The sequence below is a fragment of the Polymorphobacter sp. genome (genome assembly GCF_051860865.1).
Classification (GTDB): Bacteria; Pseudomonadota; Alphaproteobacteria; order Sphingomonadales; family Sphingomonadaceae; genus Sandarakinorhabdus.
In genome coordinates this window covers 1-25008 of record NZ_JBIMKZ010000024.1, presented here as the reverse complement: position 1 = coordinate 25008, position 25008 = coordinate 1, and the positions used below count along the sequence as shown (strand labels likewise).

The window sequence follows — 25008 nt, the reverse complement described above, 5'->3', positions numbered from 1 at the left end:
GCCTGTCCTATGCTACCGGAGATATCCCGGCCGCTTGTTCAGCATCTGTGCTGAATGTCAAAGAAAAAGGTGCGCCGCAGCGTAGAATCCGGCCCGTATGGGGCCATGAACTAGCGCGAAGGGTCGATCCTGACAGGAATAATGCTGGCGATCTTGCATTCGCCGCCGGAGCGCGCGCCGACGACATCACGGCCGGCACACAGCATGTTGGCCTTGCCGCGCCGATAGTAGAAGCCCTGGTAGAAGCTCAGCGCCGGGCATTCCTGGACAAAGAACATTCGCCAGTGCTGGCCGTTCTTCATTGTCAGTTCGATCCCGGCATCGCCGAACAGCTGGGCGCCGGCGATGGTATCTATGCGGATGCAGGTGCTGCGGCCCTGGCGCGGCGGCTGGGGGCGGGTGGCGAGCGGCTCGCCCGGCCCCACCTTCATCCGTTCCCATGGTGTCAGTACATCCACCGGGGCCTCGCCGCGAGGTTCCGGCTCAGGCGGCGACGGCCGGCGCTGCGGCGCGGCACCGATCAGCAGCACTGCCGCTACCAGCAGTCGAATCTGCCCTGGAAATGCCTTTAATGCCTGCACGTGCGGCCTATGTATCCTTTTGCCCCGTACAGTGGTTGCACAGGTCTGGTTGAACGCCATCTGAATTTAGCCCCTGCCCTGCCGCTTTGCCCCGGGCAACGGGACGTCTATGGAGGATGGATGAGCAATATGGAATCCATGATGCCATCGGCAACCGCGCTGGCGGCACTGGCTGACGCGGCCGGGCCGGGCAACGCCACCAGCGACCCCAATGTACTGTCACCACACCTGGCCGACTGGCGCGGCAAGCACTTCGGGCAGACGCCGCTGCTGCTGCTGCCGCGCACGACGGAACAGGTGGCGGCAATCGTCAAGGCAGCCGCCCAATACGGCGTGGCGCTGATTCCGCAGGGCGGCAACACCGGTCTGGTTGGCGGCGGTATTCCTCCCGCCGATGGCCATGTGGTGATGATCAGCCTGAAGCGGATGAACCGGATCTACCCGGTCGATTCGGGCGGGATGACGCTGCGCGCCGAGGCCGGGGCGATCCTGTCCGATGTTCATGACGCGGCGGCTGGGCAGGGGCTCAACTTTCCGCTGTCGCTGGCGGCGCGGGGCAGCGCCACGATCGGCGGTCTGGCGGCAACCAATGCCGGCGGCGTGCAAGTGCTGCGACACGGCACCATGCGGGCGCTGGTGGCGGGGCTGCGTGCGGTGCTGCCGGACGGCGAGATCCTCGACCAGCTGGCCGGGCTGCCCAAGGACAATCGCGGCTATGACCTGAAGCAGCTGCTGATCGGTAGCGAGGGGACACTGGGGATCATCACCGAGCTGACGTTGAAGCTGGTGCCGGAGCCCGAGGCGCGGATCGTCGCCTGGGCTGGGCTACCCGGGCCGGAGGCAGCGCTAAATCTACTCCGCAGGCTGCGGGCGGCCTCGGGCGGGCAGGTCGAAAGCTTTGAGCTGATGCCGGACGACGGGCTGCAGCTGGTGCTGGCGCATGCGGTGGGCGCCCGGCCGCCGCTGGAAGGGCGGCACCCCTGGCATGTGCTGATCGAGCTGGCCGGGCCGGCGGCGCTGGAGGCTGTGATGGTCGAGGCACTCGGCGCGGCGATGGAGGCCGGCGAGATCGGCGACGCGACCATCGCCGGCAGCGCGGCGCAGGCAGCGGCACTGTGGCAGCTGCGCGAGAACCTGCCCGAGGCCGAGCGCCGCGACGGGCCGGCGCTGCACCATGACATTTCGGTGCCGGTGGCGGCGCTGCCGGATTTCGCCGTGGCCGCTGCAGCGCGGGTGGAAACAGCCTTCCCCGGCAGCCGGGTGATGGCATTCGGGCACCTGGGCGACGGCAATCTGCATTTCAACGTGCGGGTGCCGGCCGGGCCTGACGGCGTGCGGTGGGCGGGCGAGCATGGCCCGGCAGTGACGCGGATGGTCCATGACCTGGTGACCGAGGCCGGCGGCAGCATCTCGGCTGAGCATGGCATCGGCACGCTGAAGCGCGCCGACCTGGCGCGGCTACTGCCGCCAGCACGACTGGCGATGATGCGCGCCATCAAGCACGCGATCGATCCGCAGGGGCTGATGAATCCTGGCAAGATACTCTGAACAAAAAGCTGCTGAACTCGTTGTAGCGCCGCGCGCCAGCCCTTGCGCCTGACGGCCATGTTTTCTACTGAACAGGCTCCGCCGGGCCGCTCGGGGCCTTGAAACGCAGAATTTCGGTTTTGGAAAGTCCATCATGGCCAGCACGCCCGCCAATGCCCAGCAACAGCTGCCGCTTTTCTACTCCTCCCTGGTGCCTCTTTCCTCGCAGGTGCATGGCAACCATGGCCTCGGCCAGCGTACCGACCTGGGCTTCACCAAGGGCACCCATGCAATCCCGGTGACTGTCGATGAATTCCCGGTGGCGCAGCGCCATTATCCGATTGTCTTCGGGCTCGGCGACAATCCGGCCCCTCTGGCGCTCGTTGGTCTTCAGGAAGGCGAGAACCTTTATGTCGGCGCCGACAACCAGTGGGAAGCCGGCCAATATGTGCCCGCCTTCGTGCGCCGCCATCCGTTCATGCTTGCCCGCCTTTCGCCGGAGCGCGAGGAGTTGTCGCTGTGCTTCGACGAGGGCAGCGGGCTGGTCAACGCTGAGGCATCGGAAAAACTGTTTGACGGTACCGAGCCAACCGAGCTTACCAAGAATGTGCTGCAGTTCTGCGAGCAGTTCGAACAGGCGGTGTTCCGTACCCGCGCCTTCATGGACGAACTGGCCAAGCTCGACCTGCTAATGGACGGCGAAGTGACGATCAACCGCGACGGGCTGGCCCAGCCGGCCGTGTATCGCGGCTTCCGCATGGTCTCCGAGGAGAAGCTGCAGGCGCTGCGCGGCGACCAGGCGCGCAAGCTGGTGCAGTCCGGCATGCTCGGGCTGGTCTATGCGCATCTGTTCTCGCTGTCGCTGATCTCACCGCTGTTCGAGCGTCAGTTCGCGGCGACCACCGCCAAGGCCGCCTGACCTTATAGACCCGACCGCTTAAAAGAGCCCCGGCGCTTGGCGCCGGGGCTCTTTTTTTGTGCGGATGCGTTGACGAGAGATAATATCTCATATAGGCGTAAAGGATAACAGAAAAACAGGGTATATCATGACTTCATATCGTGCATGCGTCGGTCTTCTGCTGGCCTCCACGGCCGTTTCCGTGATGGCGCAAGAAGCCGGCTCAACCCTGCACGGCGGCATCTCCCCCGAGATCATCGTGACAGCGCCGTTCCAGCGCGAGCGTTTTTCGCTGACTACCGCGGCGAGCGTGCTCGAGGGCACAGCGCTGGTCCGCGAGACGCGGCCAACGATCGGCGAGATGCTGTCCCGTCAGCCGGGCGTCTCGGCGAGCTTCTTCGGCCCCAACGCCTCGCGGCCAATCCTGCGCGGCCAGGATGCCGAGCGTGTCCGCGTCCTGACCGACGGCATTGGCAGCTTCGACGTCTCCAACACCTCGGTCGACCATGCGGTGGCGATCAACCCGTTCCTTGTCGACCGGGTCGAAGTGGTACGCGGCCCGGCGGCCCTGCTCTATGGCAGCAACGCCATCGGCGGTGTCGTCAATGTGCAGGACCGGCGGATTCCGCGCGAGGTGCCTGATGAGCCGATCCATGTCGACCTTTCGGGCTTCTACGCCTCGGCGGCCGAGGAGCGCGGCGGCGCCGGTTCAGTCGACCTGCCGGTGCTGCGCGGCGCCGATGGCTCGGCGCTGGTCCTGCATGTCGACGGCAGCTATCTGAAGACGGGCGACTATCGCACCGGCGGATACGTGTTCTCACGTGAACTGCGGGAAGAAGCCGCCGAGATCGGTGGCGACGTGGCCGAGGACGCCGAGGCGCGGGGCCGCGTGGAGAACACCTCGGCGCGGACCTGGAGCGTCGGCGGCGGGATGAGCTGGCTGGCGGCAAATGGCGGCGAGCTGGGCTTCGCGGTCAGCCACATGCGCTCCAACTATGGCATCCCCAACGGGCTGGAACTCGATGAGGACCATGATCATGACGAGGATCATGACCATGAAGGGGAGGATGATCACGACGATGATCACGACGGGGGTCATGGTCATGAGGACATCAGGCTGGACATGCGCCAGACGCGCGTCGATGCGCGGGCCCTGGTGCCGATGGACGGCGCCTTCGAGGCGCTGAAGTTCCGCTTCGGCTATGCCGATTATCGCCATGACGAGATCGAGAACACCGGCGAGATCGGTACCAGCTTTTTCAACCAGTCGTTCGAAGGGCGGCTGGAGCTTGTCCAGCGCGAGCGCGGTGGCTGGAAGGGGGCCAGCGGCGCCCAGATCTTCTCGCGGCGGTTCGAAGCGATCGGCGAGGAAGCCTATATCCCGCGCAACCAGACCACCCAGCTGGCGCTATTCACGCTGCAGGAATTCGATCTTGGCGCCGCCCGCCTTGACGTCGGCGGGCGCTGGGAGAACAGCGCCATCGAATCCGATCCACTCCAGGTCCGCCGGCGCTTCAACAGCTTTTCCGGATCACTCGGCGTGTCCGTGCCGATCGGCGATGCCTTCCGCTTCGGCCTGTCCGGCACCCATGCCGAGCGGGCGCCGTCGGCGGAAGAGCTGTTCGCCAATGGCGGCCATGCGGCGACGCGGGCCTTCGAGGTCGGCGACACCAGCTTTGGCAAGGAAATTTCCAACGGGCTGGAGGCCGTCCTGCGAGGACGCGGAGATGGCTGGCGGTTCGAGGCCTCGGCCTTCTTCACCCGCTTCCGGGACTTCATCTACCTCTCCCCCACCGGCGAAACCGAGGACGGCCTGCAGGTGTTTGCCTATCGCCAGGACGGCGCCCGCTTCTGGGGCGGCGAGGTCGACGCGGGAATCACCCTGGCGCGGCTCGACTCGACGCGAATCGAGGTGACAGGCTTGGCCGATTTTACCCGTGCCGACATTCTTGGCGGCGCTGGCCGGGTGCCGCGCATCCCGCCGCTGCGCCTGTTGGGCGGGCTGGAGGCCAGTGGTGGCACAATTGGCGGTCGCATCGAAGTGGAACATGTGACCCGGCAAACCCGTATCGTCAGCTTCGAGACCGAGACTCCGGCATGGACGATGGTCAATGCATCGATCAACTGGCGGCCGCTGGGACCGACGAACGGCACCATCATCATGTTGAGCGCAAACAATATTTTCGATGTGGAAGCGCGTAGGCACTCGAGCTTCCTGAAGAACGAGGCCCCGTTGCTCGGCCGCGATGTGCGCGTAACAGCACGCGTGAGTTTCTGAGGTGATCACGACGGTTTTTGTTGTTTTTGGTATTGAAAGCTGGACCAACTAGCTTATCTACAAGGAGTACCGGCGCTGACCCCCTGTCGCCGGTATGAAACTGGCCGGGCGACCGGCCAATTTCCCCCGAACCCTGGCCGCTCCGTACTTCGTACGGAGCGGCTCTTTTTTGATGCACTGTCGATCAGACCATAACATCATGGCGCGGCTTTCTATTCGGCCGCCTCGCTGAATGGCGAGCCAAGGCCGAGCAGCGGCGCGGCGGCAAGAATCACCTGCACCAGCGCCTGGAAATGCCGGGCCATCCGGTCGAAGCCCGGCCCCGGCACGAGCCGGCCGCTGTCCATGTACAGGGTGCGGTCGACCTCGATCTGGATGCAATGGACGGCAACCGCTGGCTGGCCATGATGGACCGTGGTGTACCCGCCGGCATAGGGGTTGTTGCGCGCCACCCGCCAGCCTGCACCGGCGAAATGCCGCTCGATCAGCGTCACCAATGCCGGGCTAGCGCTGCGACCCTGCCGGTCACCGATCACGATCTGCGGCGGCATGATGCCGGCCGGGCGCGGCATGGAATGGCAATCGAGCAGGATAGCATAGCCATGCTGTTCGCGCGCCCGGGCGAGTTGGGTGGCCAGCCGGTCATGCCAGGGCATGTGCAGCGCGGCGATCCGACGGGCCGCCTCCGCCGCCGGCAGCTTGTTGCGATAAATGTCTAACCCCAACCCGACGACACGCGGCACCACGCCAAGCCCGGCCTCGACCCGGTCGCTGTTGCGGGCCGGCACGCCGAGCGGGCCCTCGAACATTCGCGGGTCGAGCTCGTCGGCGGCGCGATTAAGATCAAGAAACGCCCGGCCATAGCGGGCGCAGAGCACCGGCACGCCCGAAATGCCGGCCAGCAGCTGGTCGACCAGCACATCCTCGGCGCGGCGCAGCTGCGGCAGCGGCAGGTGGGCACTGGCGAGGAAGGCGGCCGGATAGTACCGGCCCGAATGCGGCGAAGCGATGACCAATGGCCACCTGCCGTCCATGTCACCGGTCGCAGTGAAGCCGGGCTCGAGCGAATCGTCCATGACGTCTCTGTTACGGGAGGGGGCGCGGCGTCGCCACCCCCATGACGAAGGGAAAACGCTTCCGAGACAGGATATCGATCAGCATGGCTTGCCAGCGGGCCCGGCAGTCACTAATCAGCCGCGCAGTGGGCGCGTAGCTCAGTGGTAGAGCACTGTGTTGACATCGCAGGGGTCACAGGTTCAAACCCTGTCGCGCCCACCATCCTCCCCTCTCCTATCGGGCGGATCATTCCTTCAGCATCAGCTCGGCAACGGCCTCGATGATCGCGTCGCTGTCCAGCCGGTACTGGCGATAGAGATCGGGCAGATCGCCGGTCTGGCCGAAGCGATCGAGCCCGAGCGGGCTGACCCTCTGGCCGCGCACCCCACCCAGCCATGACAGCGCCGACGGCGAGCCATCAAGGATCGTCACCAGCCCGGCACTGGCCGGCAGCGCCCACAGCAAGGTCTCGACATGCGAGCGGGCCATGGCCTTGCCGGTCCAGCGCGCGGCGCGGCGGGCGGACCAGCCGCGATGCAGCAGATCGGGCGAGGTGACATTGAGGATGCCCAGCCCCGGCATGTCCTCGGCCAGCGCCTCGGCCGCAGCCAGCACCTCGGGGGCGATGGCGCCAGAGAAAGCGATGGCCGCCGCCGCGTTCGGCCCCGGCCGCTTCAGCCAATAGCCGCCGGCGAGCATGTCGGCCTTCCAGTCGTCGTTGTCGCGCCAGGGCTGGGCGATGCTGCGCGTCGTCAGCCGCAGATAGACCGAGCCGCCGTCTTCGGCCTGGAGGTGCCCGAAGCTCCATTCCATGATCGCCGCCAGTTCGTCGACGAACGCCGGCTCGAAGGCGGTGAGGCCGGGCTGACCCATGCCGATCAGCGGGGTGTTGATCGACTGGTGGGCGCCCCCTTCCGGCCCCAGCGTCAGCCCGGACGGCGTGGCGACGAGCAGGAAGCGGGCATCCTGGTAACAGGCATAGTTGAGCGCATCGAGCCCGCGCGAAATGAACGGGTCATAGACGGTGCCGATCGGGATCAGCCGGGTGCCAAACACCGGGCCGGTGAGGCCGGCGGCGGCGAGCAGCAGGAACAGGTTGTTCTCGGCGATGCCCAGCTCGATGTGCTGGCCCGCCGCATGGCCGCGCCACTTCTGCGGCGAGGGAATGCGGGCGCCGGCAAAGACGTCCCGCAGCTCCTGCTTACGGAACAGTCCGCGTTGGTTGACGAAACCGCCGAGGTTGGTCGACACGGTGACATCGGGCGAGGTGGTAACGATCCGGTCGGCGAGCGGATGGCCGGTCTTGGCGAGATCGAGGAGGATGCGGCCGAACGCCTGCTGGGTCGCCTGCTCGTCGCCCTCCGGCGCCGGCAGCGCGGGCACCGGCACCGCGGCGGCACGGGGCTCCGGTGCGCGGCGGGTGAGCGGGCTCGCCTCGACAAAGGCCTTCAGCCGCGCCGCCTGATTGTCGCCCAGCCCGGCGAACGGCTGCCATTCGTCGCCCGGCGCGATGCCCAGGCTGTCACGTAGCGCCTCGATCTGGCCGGGGTTCATCAGGCCGGCGTGATTGTCCTTGTGGCCGGCAAAGGGCAGCCCCTGGCCCTTGATCGTATAGGCGATGAACACGGTCGGCCGGTCATCGGCGGCGGCGCGGTCGAAGGCCTCGACCAAAGTCTCGGTGCAATGGCCGCCGAGGTTGGTCATCAACCGGGCCAGCGCCTCGTCATCATGGCCGGCGACCAGCTTCAGCGTCTCGGGCGAACCGGCAAGGTCGGTGTTGAGCCGCGCCCGCCAGGCGGCGCCGCCCTGAAAGGTCAGCGCCGCATATTCGGCATTGGGGCAGCTCTCGATCCAGTCGGCCAGCGCCTGGCCTCCGGGCTGGCGGAAGGCCGCCTCCAGCCGCTTGCCGTGGCGCAGCGTGATAACGCGCCAGCCACAGGTCTCGAAGATGTCGTCGAAGCGACGGAACATGCGGTCCGCGGTCGTGCTGTCGAGCGACTGACGGTTATAGTCGATGATCCACCAGCAGTTGCGCAGGTCGTGCTTGTAGCCCTCGATCAGGCATTCGTAGATATTGCCCTCGTCCAGCTCGGCATCGCCCATCAGCGCAATCATCCGGCCTGCGTCCTGTTCGGCGATCTGGCCGTGCGCGATCAGATAGTCCTGCATCAAGCTGGCGAACGCCGTCACCGCGACGCCGAGGCCGACCGAGCCGGTGGAGAAATCGACCGGAATCGTGTCCTTGGTCCGGCTCGGATAGCTCTGGGCGCCGCCGAGACCGCGGAACTGCTGGAGCTTGTCGAGGCTCTGGTTACCGAGCAGATAATGGATGGCATGGAGCACCGGGCCGGCATGGGGCTTCACCGCCACCCGGTCCTGCGGGCGCAGCGCGTGGAAATAAAGCGCCGCCATGATCGCAGTAATCGAAGCGCAGCTGGCCTGGTGGCCGCCCACCTTCAGCCCGTCGCGGCTGTCCCGCAAATGATTGGCGTTGTGGATGGTCCAGGACGACAGCCAGCGCAGCCTGGTGTCGAGCGCATCGAGGTTATCGACAAGTTCGGACCGCGCATCGAGAGCCTGGACTGCCATCGTCTTCCCCATCCCAAAGCGCAAGAATAGCGCTGGCGGTTCGCGCATGTCCTTGCGAGTTTGATCGACGCGGCGCAGTATATTGGCACATTCTGCTTATGATGGTCCGATATGAGCAATAGCCAGCCCCTAGACAGCTTTGACCGCGCCATCCTTGACCTGCTGCAGCGGGATGGCCGCGCCACCAACCAGGACGTGGCGGACGCCATCGGCCTCTCCCCAAGCCCGTGCCTGCGCCGCATCCGCCGGCTGGAGGCCGACGGCCTGATCACCGGCTATGTCGCGCTGCTCGACGCTCAGGCGCTCGGCTTGTCGGTTACGGCCTTTGTCCGCGTCCGCCTCGATCGCCAGCAGGACCGGGTGCTTGAAGCCTTCGAAACCGCCGTCACCGCGTTCCCCGAGGTGATGGAATGCTATCTGATGACAGGTGAAGCCGACTATCAGCTCCGCGTCCTCGTCGGCTCGCTCGGCGCCTTCGAGGATTTCCTCCGCCAGAAGCTCACCCGCATCCCCGGAGTCGGTCAGGTCACGACCAGCTTTGCGCTGCGGCCGGTGGTGACGCGTACGGCGCTGCCGGTGGCTGAATAAGACACGCGTCGAGAAGTCGCTTGGATGACCATCGTGTGGTCAGGGCATGGCCGCAGTCGTCGCAGACGGTTCAGCAACCCCTCGCGGCAAAACCTGTTCCACCATGCTGCTCCGTACGACGCTCAACACAGAAGATCTGAATTGTGTATTTTAAGTATTAATCGCAATCATTGCCAAATTTCATTCAAATATCATCAGTATAAATACTTATTACGTATTGTAACAGATATGACGCATTTGAAAGATAAAGATACTGCCAGTATCGGTCGAGCATGGAGCATAAAGATGCGCATTATCAAAGTGTGTGTAGCATTAGGCTGCGCACTTATTATTTCCGGATCAGGCATTAATGCTGCGAGTGCTGCAACTATAGCAAATTTTGATAGTGGCTGGTATACGAACACCGGTTTCACTGCGGGTGTTAACAATATCAATGTTGGATCCAGCAACCTCAGCGGCGCCGTCTATCATAATTGGCTGGCATTTGATGTGACAGGCTTTGGCTCCCAGACTATAACGTCGGCGACGCTGACCTTTTATGGTGGCAATGGAAACAACACGTCGAGTACCAGCGAAACTTTGGGTCTGTTCGATTACACCGGCAGTATCGATGCATTGATCAGCAACTCACAGAATAACGTCGGCATTTTCACGGACCTTGGCAACGGCAACAGCTACGGCGCCGCCGTCATTGGCAGCGGACCAATACAGCAGTTCTCGGTTACGCTGTCGCAGTCGGCGATTGCCGGATTGAACGCCGCGGCGGAGAACCCGGGTGACGCGAGGTTTGTGATCGGCGGTTCTCTTCAGTCCATCAGTGGTCCGTTTGCCAACGAGCAGTTGTTCGCCATCTTCGGCCCACAAGCTGCATTGGCGCCAGCCGCTTTCCTGACCCTCGAAGCGTCAGCCGCCGCTGTTCCGGAACCATCGAGCTGGGCTATGATGATTCTCGGCTTCGGCATCGTTGGCTTCACAGCGCGCCGTAAACGCAAGCTGCCCAACTTCGCTTCGCTTGATCCAACCGCCCGGTTCGCGAACCATGTTGTCGAAAGCCTGCCGGGCGGTTTTGCCACCGCCCGGCAAGGCGGTCTAGCCCAGCAATATCTCCACGATCAGCTCTGCCGCCGCTTCGGCGCTCATCATCGTCGTGTCGATACGGATTTCGGGGGTCAGGGGTGGCTCATAGGGGCTGTCGATGCCGGTGAAGTTCTTGAGCTGACCTGACCGGGCCTTTTTGTAGAGACCCTTGACGTCGCGCTTCTCGGCTTCGGCGAGGGGGGTGTCGATATGGACCTCGATGAACTCGCCCGGGGCCATCATGGCGCGGACCATGTCCCGCTCGGCGCGGAACGGCGAGATGAAGGCGGTGATGACGATGAGGCCGGCATCGGTCATCAGCCGCGATACCTCGCCGACGCGGCGGATGTTCTCGATGCGATCGGTTTCGGTGAAACCGAGATCCTTGTTGAGGCCGTGGCGGACATTGTCGCCATCAAGAAGGAAGGTGTGGCGGTTCATCCTGTGCAGCTTCTTCTCGACCAGATTGGCGATGGTCGACTTGCCGGCGCCCGACAGGCCGGTGAGCCAGAGCACTGCCGGCATCTGGTTCTTCAGCGATGCATGGGCCTCGCGGCTGATCTCGAGCGGCTGCCGGTGGATATTCTGCGACCGGCGGAGCGCGAAGTTGATCATGCCGGCCGCCAGCGTGGCGTTGCTGACCCGATCGACCAAGATGAAGCCGCCCAGCGTCCGGTTGTCGGCATAAGGCTCGAAGACGATCGGCTGAGCGGTGGTGATCTCGATGACGCCAATGCCGTTCAGCTCCAGCGTGCGGGCAGCAAGATGCTCGTTGGTGTTGACGTTGATCTGGTATTTAGGCGCCTGCAGCGTGACCGGCACGGTCTGGGTGGCGAGCTTGAGCAGATAGCTGCGGCCCGGCACCAGCGCCTCCTCGGCCATCCAGACCAGCGTCGCCTCGAACTGGTCGGCGACCTGTGGCGGGTCGCCAGCGGCAACGATGACGCTGCCGCGCGCGCACTCCACCTCGTCGGCGAGGGTAACCGTCACCGCCTCGTCGGCTTCGGCCTGCTGGCGCTCGCCATCGGGGGCGAGAATACGGGCGATACGGGTCTGCTGGCCGCCGGGCAGGATGCGGACCGGATCACCGGCACGGGCGATGCCGCTGGCGATGGTGCCGGCGAAGCCCCGGAAATCGAGATTGGGGCGGCTGACCCATTGGACCGGCAGGCGCAGGCTGCCGGTGGCCTCGGGCTTGGCGGCGGGGTTCTCGAGCCAGTCGACCAGCGTCGGGCCTTCATACCAGGCGAGATCGGGGCTGGGGTTGCTGACATTGGCGCCGGTGAGGCCCGAAATGGGGATCGAAATGACCTCGGGTAGGCCGATTTCGGCCGCGAATGCCGCATAATCGGCCGCGATCTGGCGAAATTTCGCCTCATCGTGATCGATCAGGTCCATCTTGTTGACCGCCAGCACCAGCTGCTTGATGCCCAGCAGCTTGGCGATCAGGCTGTGGCGGCGGGTCTGGGTCAGCACGCCCTTGCGCGCGTCGATAAGGACGATAGCGGCGTCGGCAGTAGAAGCGCCGGTGGCCATGTTGCGGGTATATTGCTCATGGCCCGGGCAATCGGCGAGGATGAAGCGGGCACGGTCGGTGGCGAAGAAGCGGTAGGCGACATCGATTGTGATGCCCTGCTCGCGCTCGGCGGCAAGGCCGTCGACGAGCAGCGCAAGATCGAGCCCCTGCCCCTGGGTTCCGTGGCGCTTGCTGTCGGCCTCCAGGGTGCTCAGCTGATCGTCGAAGATGGCATGGGCATCATGGAGCAGCCTGCCGATCAGCGTCGACTTGCCGTCATCGACCGAGCCGCAGGTTATGACCCGGCGCAGCGGCTTGGCAGCCTGGGCGGCGAGATAGGCATCGAGCTCGGCGGCGGCCTGTTCGGGCGTGACGATGTCCATCAGAAATAGCCCTCCTGCTTCTTCTTCTCCATGCTGGCGGCCTGGTCATGGTCGATGGCGCGGCCCTGGCGTTCGGAGGTCGTGGACAGCAGGGTCTCGCGGATCACCTCGGGCAGCGTGCCGGCCCGGCTCTCGACGGCGCCGGTGAGCGGATAGCAGCCGAGCGTGCGGAAGCGCACCGACCGCATCTCGGGCACGATGCCGCTCAGCGGGAAGCGGTCGTCATCGACCATCAGCAGCATGCCGCCCCATTCCACCACCGGGCGAGGTGCGGCGAGATAGAGGTCGACGATCTCGATGTTCTCGGCATGGATATATTGCCAGACATCGAGCTCGGTCCAGTTGGAGATCGGGAAGACGCGGAGGCTCTCGCCGCGATTGTGGCGGGCATTGTAAAGGTTCCACAGCTCGGGGCGCTGGGCCTTGGGGTTCCAGCGGTGGCCGGGCTCGCGGAAGCTGAAGATCCGCTCCTTCGCGCGGCTCTTTTCCTCGTCGCGCCGGGCGCCGCCGAAGGCGGCATCAAAGCCATAATGATCGAGCGCCTGCTTCAACCCTTGCGTCTTCCAGACATCGGTGTGGTGAGTGGCGCCATGATCGAAGGGGTTGATGCCGGCGGCCTTGGCCTCCGGGTTCTGCCAGACCAGCAGCTCCATGCCGGCATCCCGCGCCGCCTTTTCGCGCAGCGCATACATGGCGCGGAACTTCCAGGTGGTATCGACATGGAGCAGCGGGAACGGCGGCGGCGCCGGGTAGAAGGCCTTCTTGGCCAGGTGCAGCATCACTGCGGAGTCCTTGCCGATCGAATAGAGCATCACCGGCCGCTCGGCCTCGGCCATCGTCTCGCGAATGATATGGATCGCCTCGGCCTCGAGCAGCTGCAAATGGCCAAGGCCGGTCATCGTCATCACCTTCCGTGTCTCCCGCCTGGATTAGGGGTGGACTGGCGGTCGGTCATAGGGATTTGGCGGCGCGCGTCACCACATAGGAATTTGCGGCCATGAAAGCAGACATTTCAATGGCGCGCGACGCTTGCCATGCGGGGGCCGACAAGGCGACAAGACGCAGATGAGGACCGCTGCCCTTTTGCCGCTCTGGCTGCTTGCCGCGCCCGTGCTCGCCGCCGGGGTGCCAGCCGACGGGCTGGTCGGTGCGCGGCTCGATATCGCACTGGCCGACCGGCAGGGGCGGACGGTGTCCCTTGCCGACTATCGCGGCAAAGTGGTGGTGGTGACGCTGGGCGGGGCCTGGTGCGTCAATTGCCACGACGAGGCGCGGTTCCTGGTGCCCTGGGCGGCGCGGCGCCAGCCGCAGGGCGTGGCGGTGATCGGCCTGCATTTCGAATATCCCGATGATCCGGCGAAGGCTGGAGCGCTGGTCGACGGCTTTGCCCGCCGCTATGGCATCGGCTGGCCGCTGCTGCTGGCCGGCAAGCCGTCGCGTGCGGGCGTGGCGGCGGCACTGGGCGGGCGCGGCGCGATCACCAGCCTGCCGACGACGCTGATCATCGGCCGCGATGGCCGGGTCCGCCATGTTCATGCCGGCTGGACCGACAAGATCAGCGGCGCGATGTCGGCGGACGCGCAGGGCGCGCTGGACACCGTGGTCGACCGGCTGCTGGCCGAGCCGGGCTGACGGCGGGCCGCACTGTCCATCAGGCGAAGATATCCGGCGTCGCATTGTCGCACGCGCCTTGACGGTCTAGCGTGTGGCCATGGGAACGAGTGACATGACCGTGGCGCGCAAGGCCCCGCTATGGGCGGTGGGGCAGGTAAGCGCCCAGATCTTCCGCGACCTGCCTTCGCTGCTGCTGCTGTTCTACATGACCCAGCTGCTCGCCATTCCGCCCGCGATGGCCGGGGTGGCGATCTTCGTGCCGAAACTGTTCTGGGCGGTGCTCTGCGACGGGGTGGTCGGTATCGTCTCGGACCGCTGGAAGCAGCGCTTTGCCCGCCGGCATTTCCTGCTGATCGGCGCGGTGCTGGCGCCGGTGGCGATGATCCTGCTGTTCGACGGCACCAACGTCGGCACGCCCGAGGCCAAGGCGCTGCATATCAGCGTGGTGCTGGCCTTCTACATGCTGGTGTTCGCGCTGTTCTCGGTGCCGCATCTGGCGATCGGTACCGAAATCGGTCGGACGCCGGCGCAGAGCGCGACGGTGATGGCCTGGCGGGTGGCGTTTTCCGCCGTGGGGCTGCTGGTCGGCAATTCGGCGGCGCCGTATCTGATCCAGTCGATGGGCGGCACGCTCGATGCCTATCGGCAGGTGGCGATGATGATGGCGGCGGTGTGCAGCCTGGCGCTGGTGATCAGCTGGTTTGGCGCGCGCGATGTCGAGACCGTGGTGCGCGACCGACCGCCTGCCGGCAGTGCGCTGCGCGCCGTGCTCGGCAATGGCGCGCTGCTGACGTTGTTTCTCGTGCTGATGCTGCAGCTGATCGGCTCGGGCATGGCCTATGCCAGCCTCGCCTATGTCTTCACTTATAATCTCGCCTATCCCGAGCCGCTGAAGACGCTCGGCGTCTTCGTGCTGATCACCGCCGTGTTCGCGATGGGCAGCCAGCCACTGTGGGTGCAGATCGCCCGGCGGCTTGGCAAGCGCGCCGGGTTGATCATCGCCTCGCTGGGTTATGCCGGCAGCCTGTTCGCGCCGATGCTGCTGGTGCCGGGCGACGAGCGCGCCGCCTATCTGATCGGCGCGGCGATGGGGCTGTTCAATTCGGGCTGTTACCTCAATATCTATGCGCTGCTGTCGGACCTCGTCGAGCATCAGGGGGCGACCACCGGGGACAGCCGCGCCGGCCTTTATGCGGGGCTGTTCAGCGCCGGCGACAAGATCGGCTTCGCGATCGGCGGCACGCTGCTGACCGGGCTGGTGCTCGGCAGCTTCGGCTTCGCCGCCGGCGCCGCCACCCAGTCGGCGCAAGCCGAGGCCGGCATCTGGATTGCCTATGCGGTGATTCCGGGCAGCATCATCCTGTCCACCGTCGCCATGGCGGCGCTGGCCATCAAGGTGCCGAAGCCCCGGCCGGTGGCGGCCTGAGCCTGTGGCGGGCGGACATTTCCAGCGCGGACGGATCAGCTACCGCGACGCCAATGGCGAAACCGGGCGCGAATGGTTCGAGATGGTTCGCCACGCCCATGGCCGGACGCTGCGGGCCTTCTGCGAGATGGACGACATGGACCTGAGCCGCGATGTCACCATCGCGCTCGACGCACAGTCGCGGCCGGTCGATGCCTTTGTCCGGGTCATCCGCGGTGGCGCGGTGGTCGGCAGCACGCTGTTCCTGCTTGGCGAGGACCGGCTGGAGTGCCTCGGCGACATTGCCGGGCCGGGGCGGATCGCCCAGCGGATCGCGCTCGACCGGCCGCTGGCCTATCTCGGGCTGCACCCGCTGGTCGGCGACGCGCTGATCGCCACAGCGCGGGGGACCGGGGACGAGGGCGACTATATCCCGGTCAATTGCTACGCCAATTCGCAGGCGGCGGCCGGCGACGAGGGCCTTTATGCGATGCCAGTGACGATCGATGTCGCCTATCTCGGCACCGAGGATCTGGCCGTCGAGGCCGGCACCTTCACGGCGCGTCGCTATGCGCTGCGCTGGAAGCCCGACTGGGAACCGGCGCTGCTCTGGGTGCACGGTGACGAGGCGCTGTTCCTGCGCCTCGAATGGCCGATGATCGGCGCCCGCTACGAACTGGTCGAGCACCAGATCGGGCGCGAGTGATCTACAATCAGTCTTGAGCAGACCATGCGTCGGTTGAGAGGCCGTACAACCCAGGGCGCCCCGGGGAAAAATCGCACGGTTGATGGCGCCGGCTACTGGTGACAAGCCGCAAAATCACGCTAGCGTAGGGCGTGGCGTACCAAAATCCCTCCTCAAAATCTGTCCAGCCATTGTGGCCTTTTTCGAAGCCCCGGCTGACGGCGCGCGTCTGGACCGACAATGGTCCGGTCCGCGCCGAGCTGTTCGGCAATGACCGGCTCGATCAGCATGGTCGGTCGCTGGCCAAGGCGCAGCGGATCGATCGGGGCAAACTGCGGTCGCGGGACCTGCTCATCCGGTTGGATCTCAACGCCGAAGCGCTAGCGAAAACCTATGTCGAAACCGCCGAGGCGGTGGAGCTGGACCGGCCGATCGCGCCGGCAGCGGAATGGTTGCTCGACAATTATCACATCGTCGAGAAACAGATCCGCAAGGTCCGCGACGACCTGCCGCCCGATTTCTATCGTCAGCTGCCCAAGCTGGCCGACGGGCCCCTGGCCGGGCTGCCGCGCGTCTTCGGCATCGCCTGGGCCTATGTCGCGCACAGCGACAGCCTGTTTGAGGAGGAGCGATTCCGGCGCTTCGTCGCCGCCTATCAACAGATTACCGGTCTGACGATCGGCGAACTCTGGGCGCTGGCGATCTCGTTGCAGCTGGTGCTGATCGAGAATCTGCGGCGGCTGGCCGACCTGGCGATTGCCGACGAGCATGACCGTTCGCGCGCCGATGGCTTTGCCGACGCGCTGTTTGCCGCCGACAGCGATGCCGTCGCGCTGGCCAGCCTGACAACGATCGAGAACGACCTGTCCCCGGCCTTTGTCAGCCAGCTGGCGCTGCGCCTGCGTGACGCCGACACCCGCAGCGAGCTGGCGCGGCGCTGGCTCGAGGAGCATGCCGCCGCGCGTGGCCGGAGCATCGCCGAATGCGACACCATCGCCCAGGCGGCGCTGATCGCATCGACCGCCTCGATCCGCAACGTCATCATTGCGATGCGGGTTGTGGCCGAGACAGACTGGGGCGTGATGGTCGAGGCGCTGAGCCTGGCCGACCATGTGCTCCGCAGCGGCAGCAACTTCGCCGCGATGGATTTCGCCTCGCGCAATCTCTACCGAAATGCGCTCGAGGAACTGTCACGCGGATCGGATTATGCCGAGGACGCGGTGGCGGCGCGGGCGATCGCGCTGAACCACGATCGGGCAAGCGAAAACGATATCGACAAGGACCCCGGCTATTTCCTGATCGGCGCCGGACGGTCGATCCTCGAAGACGATATCGGCTATGTGCCCCCCGTCGAGACGCGGCTGGCGCGACAGCTCCGCCAGGGCGGCATCGAAATCTATATTGCCTTGATCAGCGTGGTAGCGATCCTGCTGACGCTGCTGCCGGTGACGGCGCTGGGCGGCCAGCGGCTCCCGCTGCTACTCGCCTTGCCGATGCTCGCCGCGCTGCTGGTGGTGGCGATCGAGACGGCAACGGCGATCGTCAATCGGGTAATGGCGACGCTGCTGCCACCGCGAATCCTGCCGGGTCTCGAACTCGATACCGGGGTGGGACCACACCGGCGGACGTTGGTCGTGGTACCGGTGCTGCTGCGCGGCGGGGTGCGCGTCCGCGAGGAGATCGCCAATCTGGAAGTGCATCACCTGACGACGCGCGAGGACGCGGTGCATTATGCGCTGCTGTCCGACTTTGCCGATGCCGATAGCGAAACGCTTCCCGGCGAGACGGAGCAATTGGCAAGTGCCTGGGCGGCCATCGATGCCCTTAACGCCCGCTACCCGGCGCCGGGTGGCGCGCCGCGCTTCATGTTCCTGCACCGCCGGCGACAGTACAACCCGGCCGAGCGCTGCTGGATGGGCTGGGAGCGCAAGCGCGGCAAGCTGCACGAGCTGAACCGGCTGCTGCGCGGCGCCACCGACACGTCATATCGCGACAAGGACGGCGACTCTCCGGTCGTGCCTAAGGGCGTGCGCTATGTGATCACGCTGGATGCCGATACGCAGCTGCCGCTGGGCACAGCGAAGCGGATGATCGGCAAGATGGCACATCCGCTCAACCGGCCGCGCTTCGACGTTAACCTGCGGCGGGTGGTTGCCGGCTATGGCATCATGCAGCCGCGGGTGACTGTGGCGCTGCCGGTCGGGCGCGGGCAATCGCAGTTCGAGGCACTGGCCGGCGGGCCGGCAGGGATCGACCCCTATGCGGCGGCGGCGTCCGATCTGTATCAGGACCTGCTCGGCGAAGGCTCCTTCACCGGCAAGGGCATCTACGAAATCGACAGCTTCATGGCATCGATGGCCGGGCGCGTGCCGGAGAATGCCATGCTCAGCCATGACCTGTTCGAGGGCACTTTCGCCCGCGCCGGGTTGATCTCCGATGTCGAGGTCGTCGAGGATTTCCCGATGCGGTACGACGCGGCCGTGCGCCGCCAGCACCGCTGGGTGCGCGGCGACTGGCAGCTGCTGCCATGGATTTTCCGCCGCGCCCGCAAGCCGGCGGAACGGCTGCCGGGCAACGGCCGGGCCAAGATGCTCGACAATCTGCGGCGTTCGCTGGTGGCACCGTCGCTGGTGGCGGCGTTGATCGGCGCCTGGTTCATGCCGCTGGCGGCGGCGATTGGCTGGACGATCGGCGTGCTGGTGGTGATCGCCATCCCCCCGCTGCTGCCGCTGCCCTCGATGCTGCTGGCGCCGCGACGGCGAAGCGTGATGCTGCGCGCCCATCTCCGGGTGATCGGCAGCGATGTGCGGACGGCATTCAGCCATATCGGATTGCAACTGCTGACCGTCGCCGATCAGGCGACGCGGATGGCCGATGCGATCGTGCGGACCCTGGTGCGGCTGGCGCAGCGGCGCAACCTGCTCGAATGGACGACGGCGGCTTCGGCCAGCGCCGCGCCCGACCCCAGCATTGGCCAGCTTTATCGGTTCATGGGGCAATCGCTGGTGCTGGCATTGGTCGCAGCCGGGCTGGCGCTGTGGAACAACCCGGCCATGTTGCCGCTGGTGCTGCCGTTCGTGACGGCCTGGCTGGCGGCGCCGGCAATGGCCTGGCGCATGAGCCGGCCCCGGCCGATTGCTACGGCGCCGCGGCTGACCGATGCCCAGTGCGCCGAGCTGGACAGCATTGCCCGCCAGACCTGGAGCTTCTTCACCGCACATGTCACCGCCGAGCACAACCACCTGCCGCCCGACAATATGCAGGAAGAGCCGTTGCCAGTGGTCGCAGGGCGGACGTCGCCGACCAACATCGGGCTGTATCTGCTTGTCGTGGCAACAGCGCGCAACCGCGGCTGGCTGTCGACCGGCGACGCGCTGGCGCGGCTGGAGGCAACGTTCAGGACACTGGCGCGGATGGCGCGCTACCGTGGCCATTTCTACAACTGGTATGACACGCGCGACCTGCGGGTCCTCGATCCGCCCTATGTGTCGTCGGTCGACAGCGGCAATCTCGCGGGCCATCTGATCGCGCTGGCCAATCTGGTGTCGACGTGGCGAGAGAATGGCAGCACCGCCCGCGCCGCCGCGCTCGGCGCCGAGGCGCGGGCGATGGCCATGGCGATGGACTTCGCCTTTCTGGTCGATCCGGAGCGGATGCTGCTGTCAATCGGCTGGTCGGAAGCAGACAACCGGCGCGACGAGAGCTGCTATGATCTGCTCGCGTCCGAGGCGCGCATGGCCAGCCTGTTCGCCATTGCCAAGGGCGACCTGCCGGCGCGCCACTGGTTCAGGCTCGGACGCAGCGCCACGCCGGTCGGCGATGGCTCTGTGCTGATCTCCTGGTCGGGATCGATGTTCGAATATCTGATGCCGTCGTTACTGATGCGGGCGCCCGATGGCAGCCTGCTCGAAACGTCGAACCGGCTCGTTGTTGAGCGGCAGCAGGAATATGCGCGCGAGGCGGGGGTGCCCTGGGGCATCTCCGAATCCGGTTATAACGCCCGCGATGTCGAGATGACCTATCAGTACACAAATTTCGGCGTGCCCGGGTTGGGCCTGAAGCGCGGACTTTCCGAAAATCTTGTCATCGCGCCTTATGCGACCGGGCTGGCGACAATGGTCGACGCGGCGGCGGCACTGGAGAATTTCGCCCAACTCGAGGGCATTGGTGCACGTGGCCGCTTCGGCTTTTATGAAGCGCTGGATTTTACCCCGACGCGGGTGCCGGACGGTGAGCGCTTCGCCATCGTCCGCAATTACATGGCGCATCATCAGGGCATGGCGCTGCTGGCGATCTGCAATGTGCTCGACGGCGGCGCGCTGCGCGAGGCCTTTCATGCCGAGCCGATGATCCGGGCGACGTCGCTGCTGCTGCACGAGCGGCCGCCGCGTGGCGTCGGCACCTTCAATCCGCGTGCCGAGGAAGCGACGGTGGCGGCCACGGATCGTCCGGCCGAGGCCGGCGCCAGCCGCAGCTATGGTACCCGTCCCGAACCGGTGCATCCGGTTCATCTGCTGTCCAATGGCCGCTATTCGGTGTTGCTGACCAGCGCCGGCTCGGGCCGCAGCAGCTGGAAAGGCCTGTCGATCAACCGCTGGCGTGAGGACCCGGTGGTCCATGGCCATGGCTCGTGGATTTATGTGACCGACGAGCAGCAGCATCTGTCCTGGTCGGCGACGCAAGCACCGCTGGGCGTACATGCCGGCGATTATACCGCCATCTTCCTCGAAGGACGGGCGGAATTCCACCGTAACGACGGCACGCTGGCGACGACGACCGAGGTGCTGATTTCGCCCGAGGACGATGCCGAGGTGCGGCGGGTTTCGATCACCAATCGCGGCAGCAGCGCCCGCCCGCTGGCGTTGACCTCGGCGATCGAACTGACACTCGGTCTTCAGGCAACCGATATTGCCCATCCCGCCTTTGCGCGGATGTTCATCGAGACCGAGGCGCTCGATGGCAGCATATTGATCGCCCATCGCCGGCCGCGTGGCAGCGACGACCCGTCGATCTGGGTCGCGCATCTTGCCGTGGTGGAAGGCGGCAGCGCCGGGCCGGTCAGCTGGGAAACCGACCGGAGCGCCTTTATCGGGCGAGGCCGCTCGGCCGCCAATCCGCGCGGGCTCGACACGCCGCTGGCCGGTCACGCCGGGACGGTGCTCGATCCGATGCTGGTGCTCCGCTGCCCGGTCAGCGTGGCGCCGGGCACGACGGTGCGCGTGGCCTTCTGGACGATCGCGGCAGCTTCGCGTGCCGAACTGCTCGATTCGATCGACCGACATCGGGACCCGAGCGCCTATGACCGGGCGCAGGTCGGCGCCTGGACCCAGGCGCAGATCGAGCGGCGGTTCCTCCGGCTCGATCCCGGCGATGCCGCCGATTTCCAGGTATTGGCCGGCCATATCGTCAATGCCGGCGCCGTGCTGGCGCCGCCGCCCGACATCGTTGCCGCGGCCGCCAGCCCGCAATCGGCGCTGTGGGTGCATGGCATATCGGGCGATCTGCCGATCATGATCGTGCGCATCGACGATCCCCGCGACATCGGTCTGATCACCGATGTGCTGCGCGCCTTCGAGTTTCTCCAGGCCCGCTACCTGGCGTTCGATCTGGTGATCCTCAACGAGCGCAAGGCTTCCTATATCCAGGATCTGCAGAATGCGATTGACGATGCGGTGCGCGTCGTCCGTGCCCGCCCGGCCCCGCCGGGCGTGCGCGGCGGCGTCTTTACCCTTCGCAGCGACCTGATGCAGCCTCACCAGGTGGCGACGCTGCGCGCCCTCTCCCGTGTCGAACTGCTGGCGCAGCGCGGGTCGCTGCGCCGCCAGCTCCATCGTGTGGCGACGTCGGTCGCGCCCGTCGCCGAGCGCCCGGTTCCGGCCATCAGCCCCATGTTTCCGCCGCACCGTCCGGGTCGCGCAGTAGATCCCACGCTGCCGACGGCCGACAGCCTCGAATTCTGGAACGGCTTTGGTGGGTTTCATGCCGATGGCCGCGAATATGCGATGATCCTCGATACCGGAACGACGACGCCGGCCCCCTGGATCAATGTGATCGCCAATCCCGAATTCGGCTGCCAGGTGAGCGCCGATGCCCTCGGCGCCCTGTGGTCTGGCAATGCCCGCGAAAACCAGTTGACGCCTTGGTCGAATGATGCGGTCTCTGATCCGCCGGGTGATGCGCTGTACATTCGTTGCCGCGACAGTGGCCATGTCTGGTCGCCAACGTCTGCGCCAGCCGGCGCGCCGGGTTCGCGCATCACCCGACATGGCTTTGGCTACAGCCGCTTTCATGCCATCGCCCATGACATCGAGACCGACTTGCTCATCCATGTTCCGCTCGATGCGCCGTTGCGTTTGGCCCGACTGACGCTCCGCAATCATTCGCAGACATCGCGAGAATTGAGCGTCACCGGCTATGCCGAATGGGTATTGGGTCAAGCGCGGTCGAAGACAGCAGCGCATATCGTGACCGAACACGATAGCGAGACCGGGGCTCTGTTCGCGCGCAATCCGTTCGACCAGGAGACGGGCTCGCGGATCGCCTTTGCCGATCTCGATGGCCGGCAGACCAGTTGGACCTGCGACCGGGCAGCTTTCATCGGCCGGGGGGGCAGCTTGTCGGCGCCGGCAGCGCTGGTCACCGATGCGCCGCTGCCGTCGGGCTGCGGCGCTGGGCTCGATCCTTGCGCGGCGCTGTCGACAACGGTGACGCTGGCGCCGGGGGAATCTCGTGAAATCGTGTGGGTGATCGGCCAGGCGGTCGACCGTGAGACGGCGCGCACGCTCATTCGCCATTGGCGGAGCGCCGATCTCGACGTTGAACTAGAGCGCACCACCGCGCATTGGCAGTCAACGCTGGGCACCGTGCAGGTCCGGACGCCGGACCGGGCGATGGACATCATGCTCAACGGCTGGCTGCTCTATCAGGTGCTCGGCTGCCGGGTCTGGGGCCGTGCCGGCTTCTACCAGGCCAGTGGCGCCTATGGGTTCCGTGACCAGCTGCAGGACGGCGGCGCGTTGCTGCTGCCCCGGCCCGACCTTGTTCGACCGCATCTGCTGCGCGCCGCCGGACGGCAGTTTCGCGAGGGCGACGTCCAGCATTGGTGGTTGCCGGAAAGCGGGCGCGGCGTGCGTACACGGATCTCCGACGACCGCGGCTGGCTGGCGATTTCGGTCGCAGACTATGTTGAATCGACCGGCGACGCGGCCATTCTCGAAACCCCGATCCCCTTCCTCGAAGGGCGGCACCTGGAACCCGGCGAGCATGACGCCTTCTTCCAGCCCGGCACCAGCAGCGACGCCCCGTCGCTCTACGAGCATTGCGCACTCGCGCTCGACCAGTCGATCGAACTTACCGGCTCACTTGGGCTGCCGCTGATCGGTGGCGGCGACTGGAACGACGGCATGAACCGCGTCGGAGAAGGCGGCCAGGGCATGAGCGTATGGCTCGGCTGGCACCTGATCCATGCAATCAACCGCTTCGCGCCATTCGCCGAGGTGCGCGAGCCGGACCGCGCGACGCGCTGGCGGGCGCATGCGGAAAGCGTCCGCGCGGCCATCGAGAGCGTCGCCTGGGACGGCGAATGGTATCGGCGCGCGACGTACGATGATGGCACCTGGCTGGGATCGAAGCACAGCGACGAATGCCAGATCGATTCGATCGCCCAGACCTGGGCGGTGCTGAGCGGGGCGGCCGATCCGGCCCGTGCTGCTCAGGCCATGACGTCGGTCCGCCGGCACCTGGTCGACCATGACACAAGGCTGGTGAAACTGTTCACGCCGCCGTTTAACCATACGACGCACGATCCAGGCTATATCCGCAGCTACCCGCCGGGTCTGCGCGAGAACGGCGGACAATACAGCCACGCGGCGATGTGGACGATCCTGGCTGCCGCGCGAATGGGCGACGGAGACGGCGCCGTCGAACTGTTCGACTTGCTCAATCCGATCAATCACGCGGGCACAGCCGAGGCCGCGGCGCACTACCGCGTGGAGCCCTATGTCGTGGCAGCGGACGTATATTCGGTCGCGCCCAATGCCGGGCGCGGGGGCTGGACCTGGTATACCGGGGCTGCAGGCTGGATGTTCCGGGCCGGCATTGAGGGCATTGTTGGCCTTACCCGCCACGACAACCGGTTCCGGATCGCACCACGCCTTCCGGCGGACTGGCCGCATGCGGAGGTCACACTGCGTGCCGACGGGGCCGAGTATCGGATCGAGATCACGCGCGCGAATGCCGAACACAGTGCGACCGCCGATCTCGATGGCGAACAGCTAACGGTAGCGAGCGGCGCGGTCGAGTGGGTCGCACATCCCGGCAGCCATAGGATCCGTCTGTCGATCTGAAACGCCAGTCCACGCACGCAGCATACGGCGGCCACCGATCTCTCGGCGCCTGACTGCAGCGGTGGTCCTGGTCCTGCATCGGCGTCCATCGGCGCCGGTGACACCAATGTCAGCCGTGCTGAGGCGCCCACATGGCCGTCAGACAGGCAGTGCGCTGGTCACACCGACGCACCAACGGAAAGTTCCATCGGGGCCAGCCATTGTGACCGGCCACGGTCCGGAAGCGCCAGCTGAGATGACCACGCTACGTCGGTTCGAAGCAAAATTTGCAGCACATCTGCCTGCTGCCCGCTGGAAGGCAGACATAGAAAAACCGCCCCAGGATGACCTGAGGCGGTTTTGCATATCACGATCTGGTTGCGGGGACAGGATTTGAACCTGTGACCTTCAGGTTATGAGCCTGACGAGCTACCGGGCTGCTCCACCCCGCGGTGAGAGACCTAGGCCTCCAAAAGAGCAAGAAAGT

Annotated in this window: 13 protein-coding genes, 2 tRNA genes and 1 pseudogene; 10 read left to right on the top strand and 6 right to left on the bottom strand. The window is 65.8% G+C overall.

Annotated features, from left to right (window positions below; genetic code table 11):
* Window positions 1-110 precede the first annotated feature (110 nt).
* Complete coding sequence (locus ACTIFJ_RS06410) at window positions 111-641, bottom strand: hypothetical protein (RefSeq protein WP_439533265.1); 531 nt, start codon at window positions 639-641, stop codon at window positions 111-113.
* A 69-nt stretch (window positions 642-710) separates the two neighbouring features.
* Here ACTIFJ_RS06410 and ACTIFJ_RS06405 point away from each other — a divergent pair, with 69 nt between their 5' ends.
* The 3 genes from ACTIFJ_RS06405 to ACTIFJ_RS06395 all read left to right on the top strand — a co-directional run bounded on the left by ACTIFJ_RS06405 (window position 711) and on the right by ACTIFJ_RS06395 (window position 5284).
* Window positions 711-2129 (top strand): FAD-binding oxidoreductase, encoded by a 1419-nt coding sequence (locus ACTIFJ_RS06405; protein ID WP_439533264.1) that lies wholly within the window; start codon window positions 711-713, stop codon window positions 2127-2129.
* Window positions 2130-2262: 133 nt separating this feature from the next.
* Window positions 2263-3027, top strand: a complete 765-nt coding sequence (locus tag ACTIFJ_RS06400; RefSeq protein WP_439533263.1) for a SapC family protein — start codon at window positions 2263-2265, stop codon at window positions 3025-3027.
* A 184-nt stretch (window positions 3028-3211) separates the two neighbouring features.
* A complete protein-coding gene (locus ACTIFJ_RS06395) occupies window positions 3212-5284 on the top strand; it encodes a TonB-dependent receptor (RefSeq protein WP_439533262.1) in 2073 nt (690 codons plus the stop codon).
* A 212-nt stretch (window positions 5285-5496) separates the two neighbouring features.
* Here ACTIFJ_RS06395 and ACTIFJ_RS06390 read toward each other — a convergent pair whose 3' ends face one another.
* A complete protein-coding gene (locus ACTIFJ_RS06390; protein ID WP_439533261.1) occupies window positions 5497-6360 on the bottom strand; it encodes an N-formylglutamate amidohydrolase in 864 nt (287 codons plus the stop codon).
* A 127-nt stretch (window positions 6361-6487) separates the two neighbouring features.
* On the opposite strand from ACTIFJ_RS06390, the gene ACTIFJ_RS06385 reads away from it, so the two are divergent.
* A tRNA-Val gene (locus tag ACTIFJ_RS06385) sits at window positions 6488-6562 on the top strand.
* A 24-nt stretch (window positions 6563-6586) separates the two neighbouring features.
* Here ACTIFJ_RS06385 and ACTIFJ_RS06380 read toward each other — a convergent pair.
* On the bottom strand, window positions 6587-8929 hold the full coding sequence (locus tag ACTIFJ_RS06380; RefSeq protein ID WP_439533260.1) for a transketolase: 2343 nt from the start codon (window positions 8927-8929) through the stop codon (window positions 6587-6589).
* A gap of 111 nt (window positions 8930-9040) precedes the next feature.
* Between ACTIFJ_RS06380 and ACTIFJ_RS06375 the strand changes: the two genes are divergently transcribed.
* Together ACTIFJ_RS06375 and ACTIFJ_RS06370 are read left to right on the top strand one after the other, a co-directional pair.
* A complete protein-coding gene (locus ACTIFJ_RS06375; protein WP_439533259.1) occupies window positions 9041-9517 on the top strand; it encodes an Lrp/AsnC family transcriptional regulator in 477 nt (158 codons plus the stop codon).
* A gap of 24 nt (window positions 9518-9541) precedes the next feature.
* Window positions 9542-10501: pseudogene (locus tag ACTIFJ_RS06370) on the top strand (PEPxxWA-CTERM sorting domain-containing protein); the annotation flags it as partial.
* A gap of 105 nt (window positions 10502-10606) precedes the next feature.
* Here ACTIFJ_RS06370 and cysN read toward each other — a convergent pair.
* A complete protein-coding gene (gene cysN, locus ACTIFJ_RS06365) occupies window positions 10607-12493 on the bottom strand; it encodes a sulfate adenylyltransferase subunit CysN (RefSeq protein WP_439533258.1) in 1887 nt (628 codons plus the stop codon).
* Entirely contained in the window at window positions 12493-13392 is a 900-nt protein-coding gene (gene cysD, locus ACTIFJ_RS06360) for a sulfate adenylyltransferase subunit CysD (RefSeq protein WP_439533280.1), read from the bottom strand. Before cysD ends, cysN begins: the two co-directional genes overlap by 1 nt.
* A gap of 166 nt (window positions 13393-13558) precedes the next feature.
* On the opposite strand from cysD, the gene ACTIFJ_RS06355 reads away from it, so the two are divergent.
* From ACTIFJ_RS06355 to ACTIFJ_RS06340, 4 genes are all read left to right on the top strand, one after another.
* Window positions 13559-14125 carry a TlpA disulfide reductase family protein gene (locus ACTIFJ_RS06355; protein WP_439533257.1) on the top strand — a complete coding sequence of 189 codons (567 nt, stop codon included), beginning with the start codon at window positions 13559-13561 and terminating at the stop codon, window positions 14123-14125.
* Window positions 14126-14204: 79 nt separating this feature from the next.
* Window positions 14205-15533: an MFS transporter gene (locus ACTIFJ_RS06350; protein ID WP_439533256.1), complete on the top strand. Its 1329-nt coding sequence runs from the start codon at window positions 14205-14207 to the stop codon at window positions 15531-15533.
* Between the two features lie 4 nt (window positions 15534-15537).
* Window positions 15538-16218: a hypothetical protein gene (locus ACTIFJ_RS06345; protein ID WP_439533255.1), complete on the top strand. Its 681-nt coding sequence runs from the start codon at window positions 15538-15540 to the stop codon at window positions 16216-16218.
* 170 nt (window positions 16219-16388) lie between these two features.
* Window positions 16389-24542, top strand: a complete 8154-nt coding sequence (locus ACTIFJ_RS06340) for a GH36-type glycosyl hydrolase domain-containing protein (RefSeq protein ID WP_439533254.1) — start codon at window positions 16389-16391, stop codon at window positions 24540-24542.
* Window positions 24543-24896: 354 nt separating this feature from the next.
* On the opposite strand, the gene ACTIFJ_RS06335 is transcribed toward ACTIFJ_RS06340, so the two are convergent.
* Window positions 24897-24973: transfer RNA gene (locus ACTIFJ_RS06335), tRNA-Met, on the bottom strand.
* Between the last annotated feature and the right edge of the window lie 35 nt (window positions 24974-25008).

Excerpts from the sequence above, each read along its gene's own strand:
- cysD (WP_439533280.1), bottom strand. The coding sequence starts at position 13,392 with ATGACCGGCCTTGGCCATTTGCAGCTGCTCGAGGCCGAGGCGATCCAT.
- ACTIFJ_RS06395 (WP_439533262.1), top strand. The coding sequence starts at position 3,212 with ATGGCGCAAGAAGCCGGCTCAACCCTGCACGGCGGCATCTCCCCCGAG.
- ACTIFJ_RS06350 (WP_439533256.1), top strand. The coding sequence starts at position 14,205 with ATGGGAACGAGTGACATGACCGTGGCGCGCAAGGCCCCGCTATGGGCG.
- ACTIFJ_RS06380 (WP_439533260.1), bottom strand. The coding sequence starts at position 8,929 with ATGGCAGTCCAGGCTCTCGATGCGCGGTCCGAACTTGTCGATAACCTC.
- ACTIFJ_RS06375 (WP_439533259.1), top strand. The coding sequence starts at position 9,041 with ATGAGCAATAGCCAGCCCCTAGACAGCTTTGACCGCGCCATCCTTGAC.
- ACTIFJ_RS06410 (WP_439533265.1), bottom strand. The coding sequence starts at position 641 with ATGGCGTTCAACCAGACCTGTGCAACCACTGTACGGGGCAAAAGGATA.
- ACTIFJ_RS06355 (WP_439533257.1), top strand. The coding sequence starts at position 13,559 with ATGAGGACCGCTGCCCTTTTGCCGCTCTGGCTGCTTGCCGCGCCCGTG.
- ACTIFJ_RS06390 (WP_439533261.1), bottom strand. The coding sequence starts at position 6,360 with ATGGACGATTCGCTCGAGCCCGGCTTCACTGCGACCGGTGACATGGAC.
- ACTIFJ_RS06405 (WP_439533264.1), top strand. The coding sequence starts at position 711 with ATGGAATCCATGATGCCATCGGCAACCGCGCTGGCGGCACTGGCTGAC.
- cysN (WP_439533258.1), bottom strand. The coding sequence starts at position 12,493 with ATGGACATCGTCACGCCCGAACAGGCCGCCGCCGAGCTCGATGCCTAT.
- ACTIFJ_RS06400 (WP_439533263.1), top strand. The coding sequence starts at position 2,263 with ATGGCCAGCACGCCCGCCAATGCCCAGCAACAGCTGCCGCTTTTCTAC.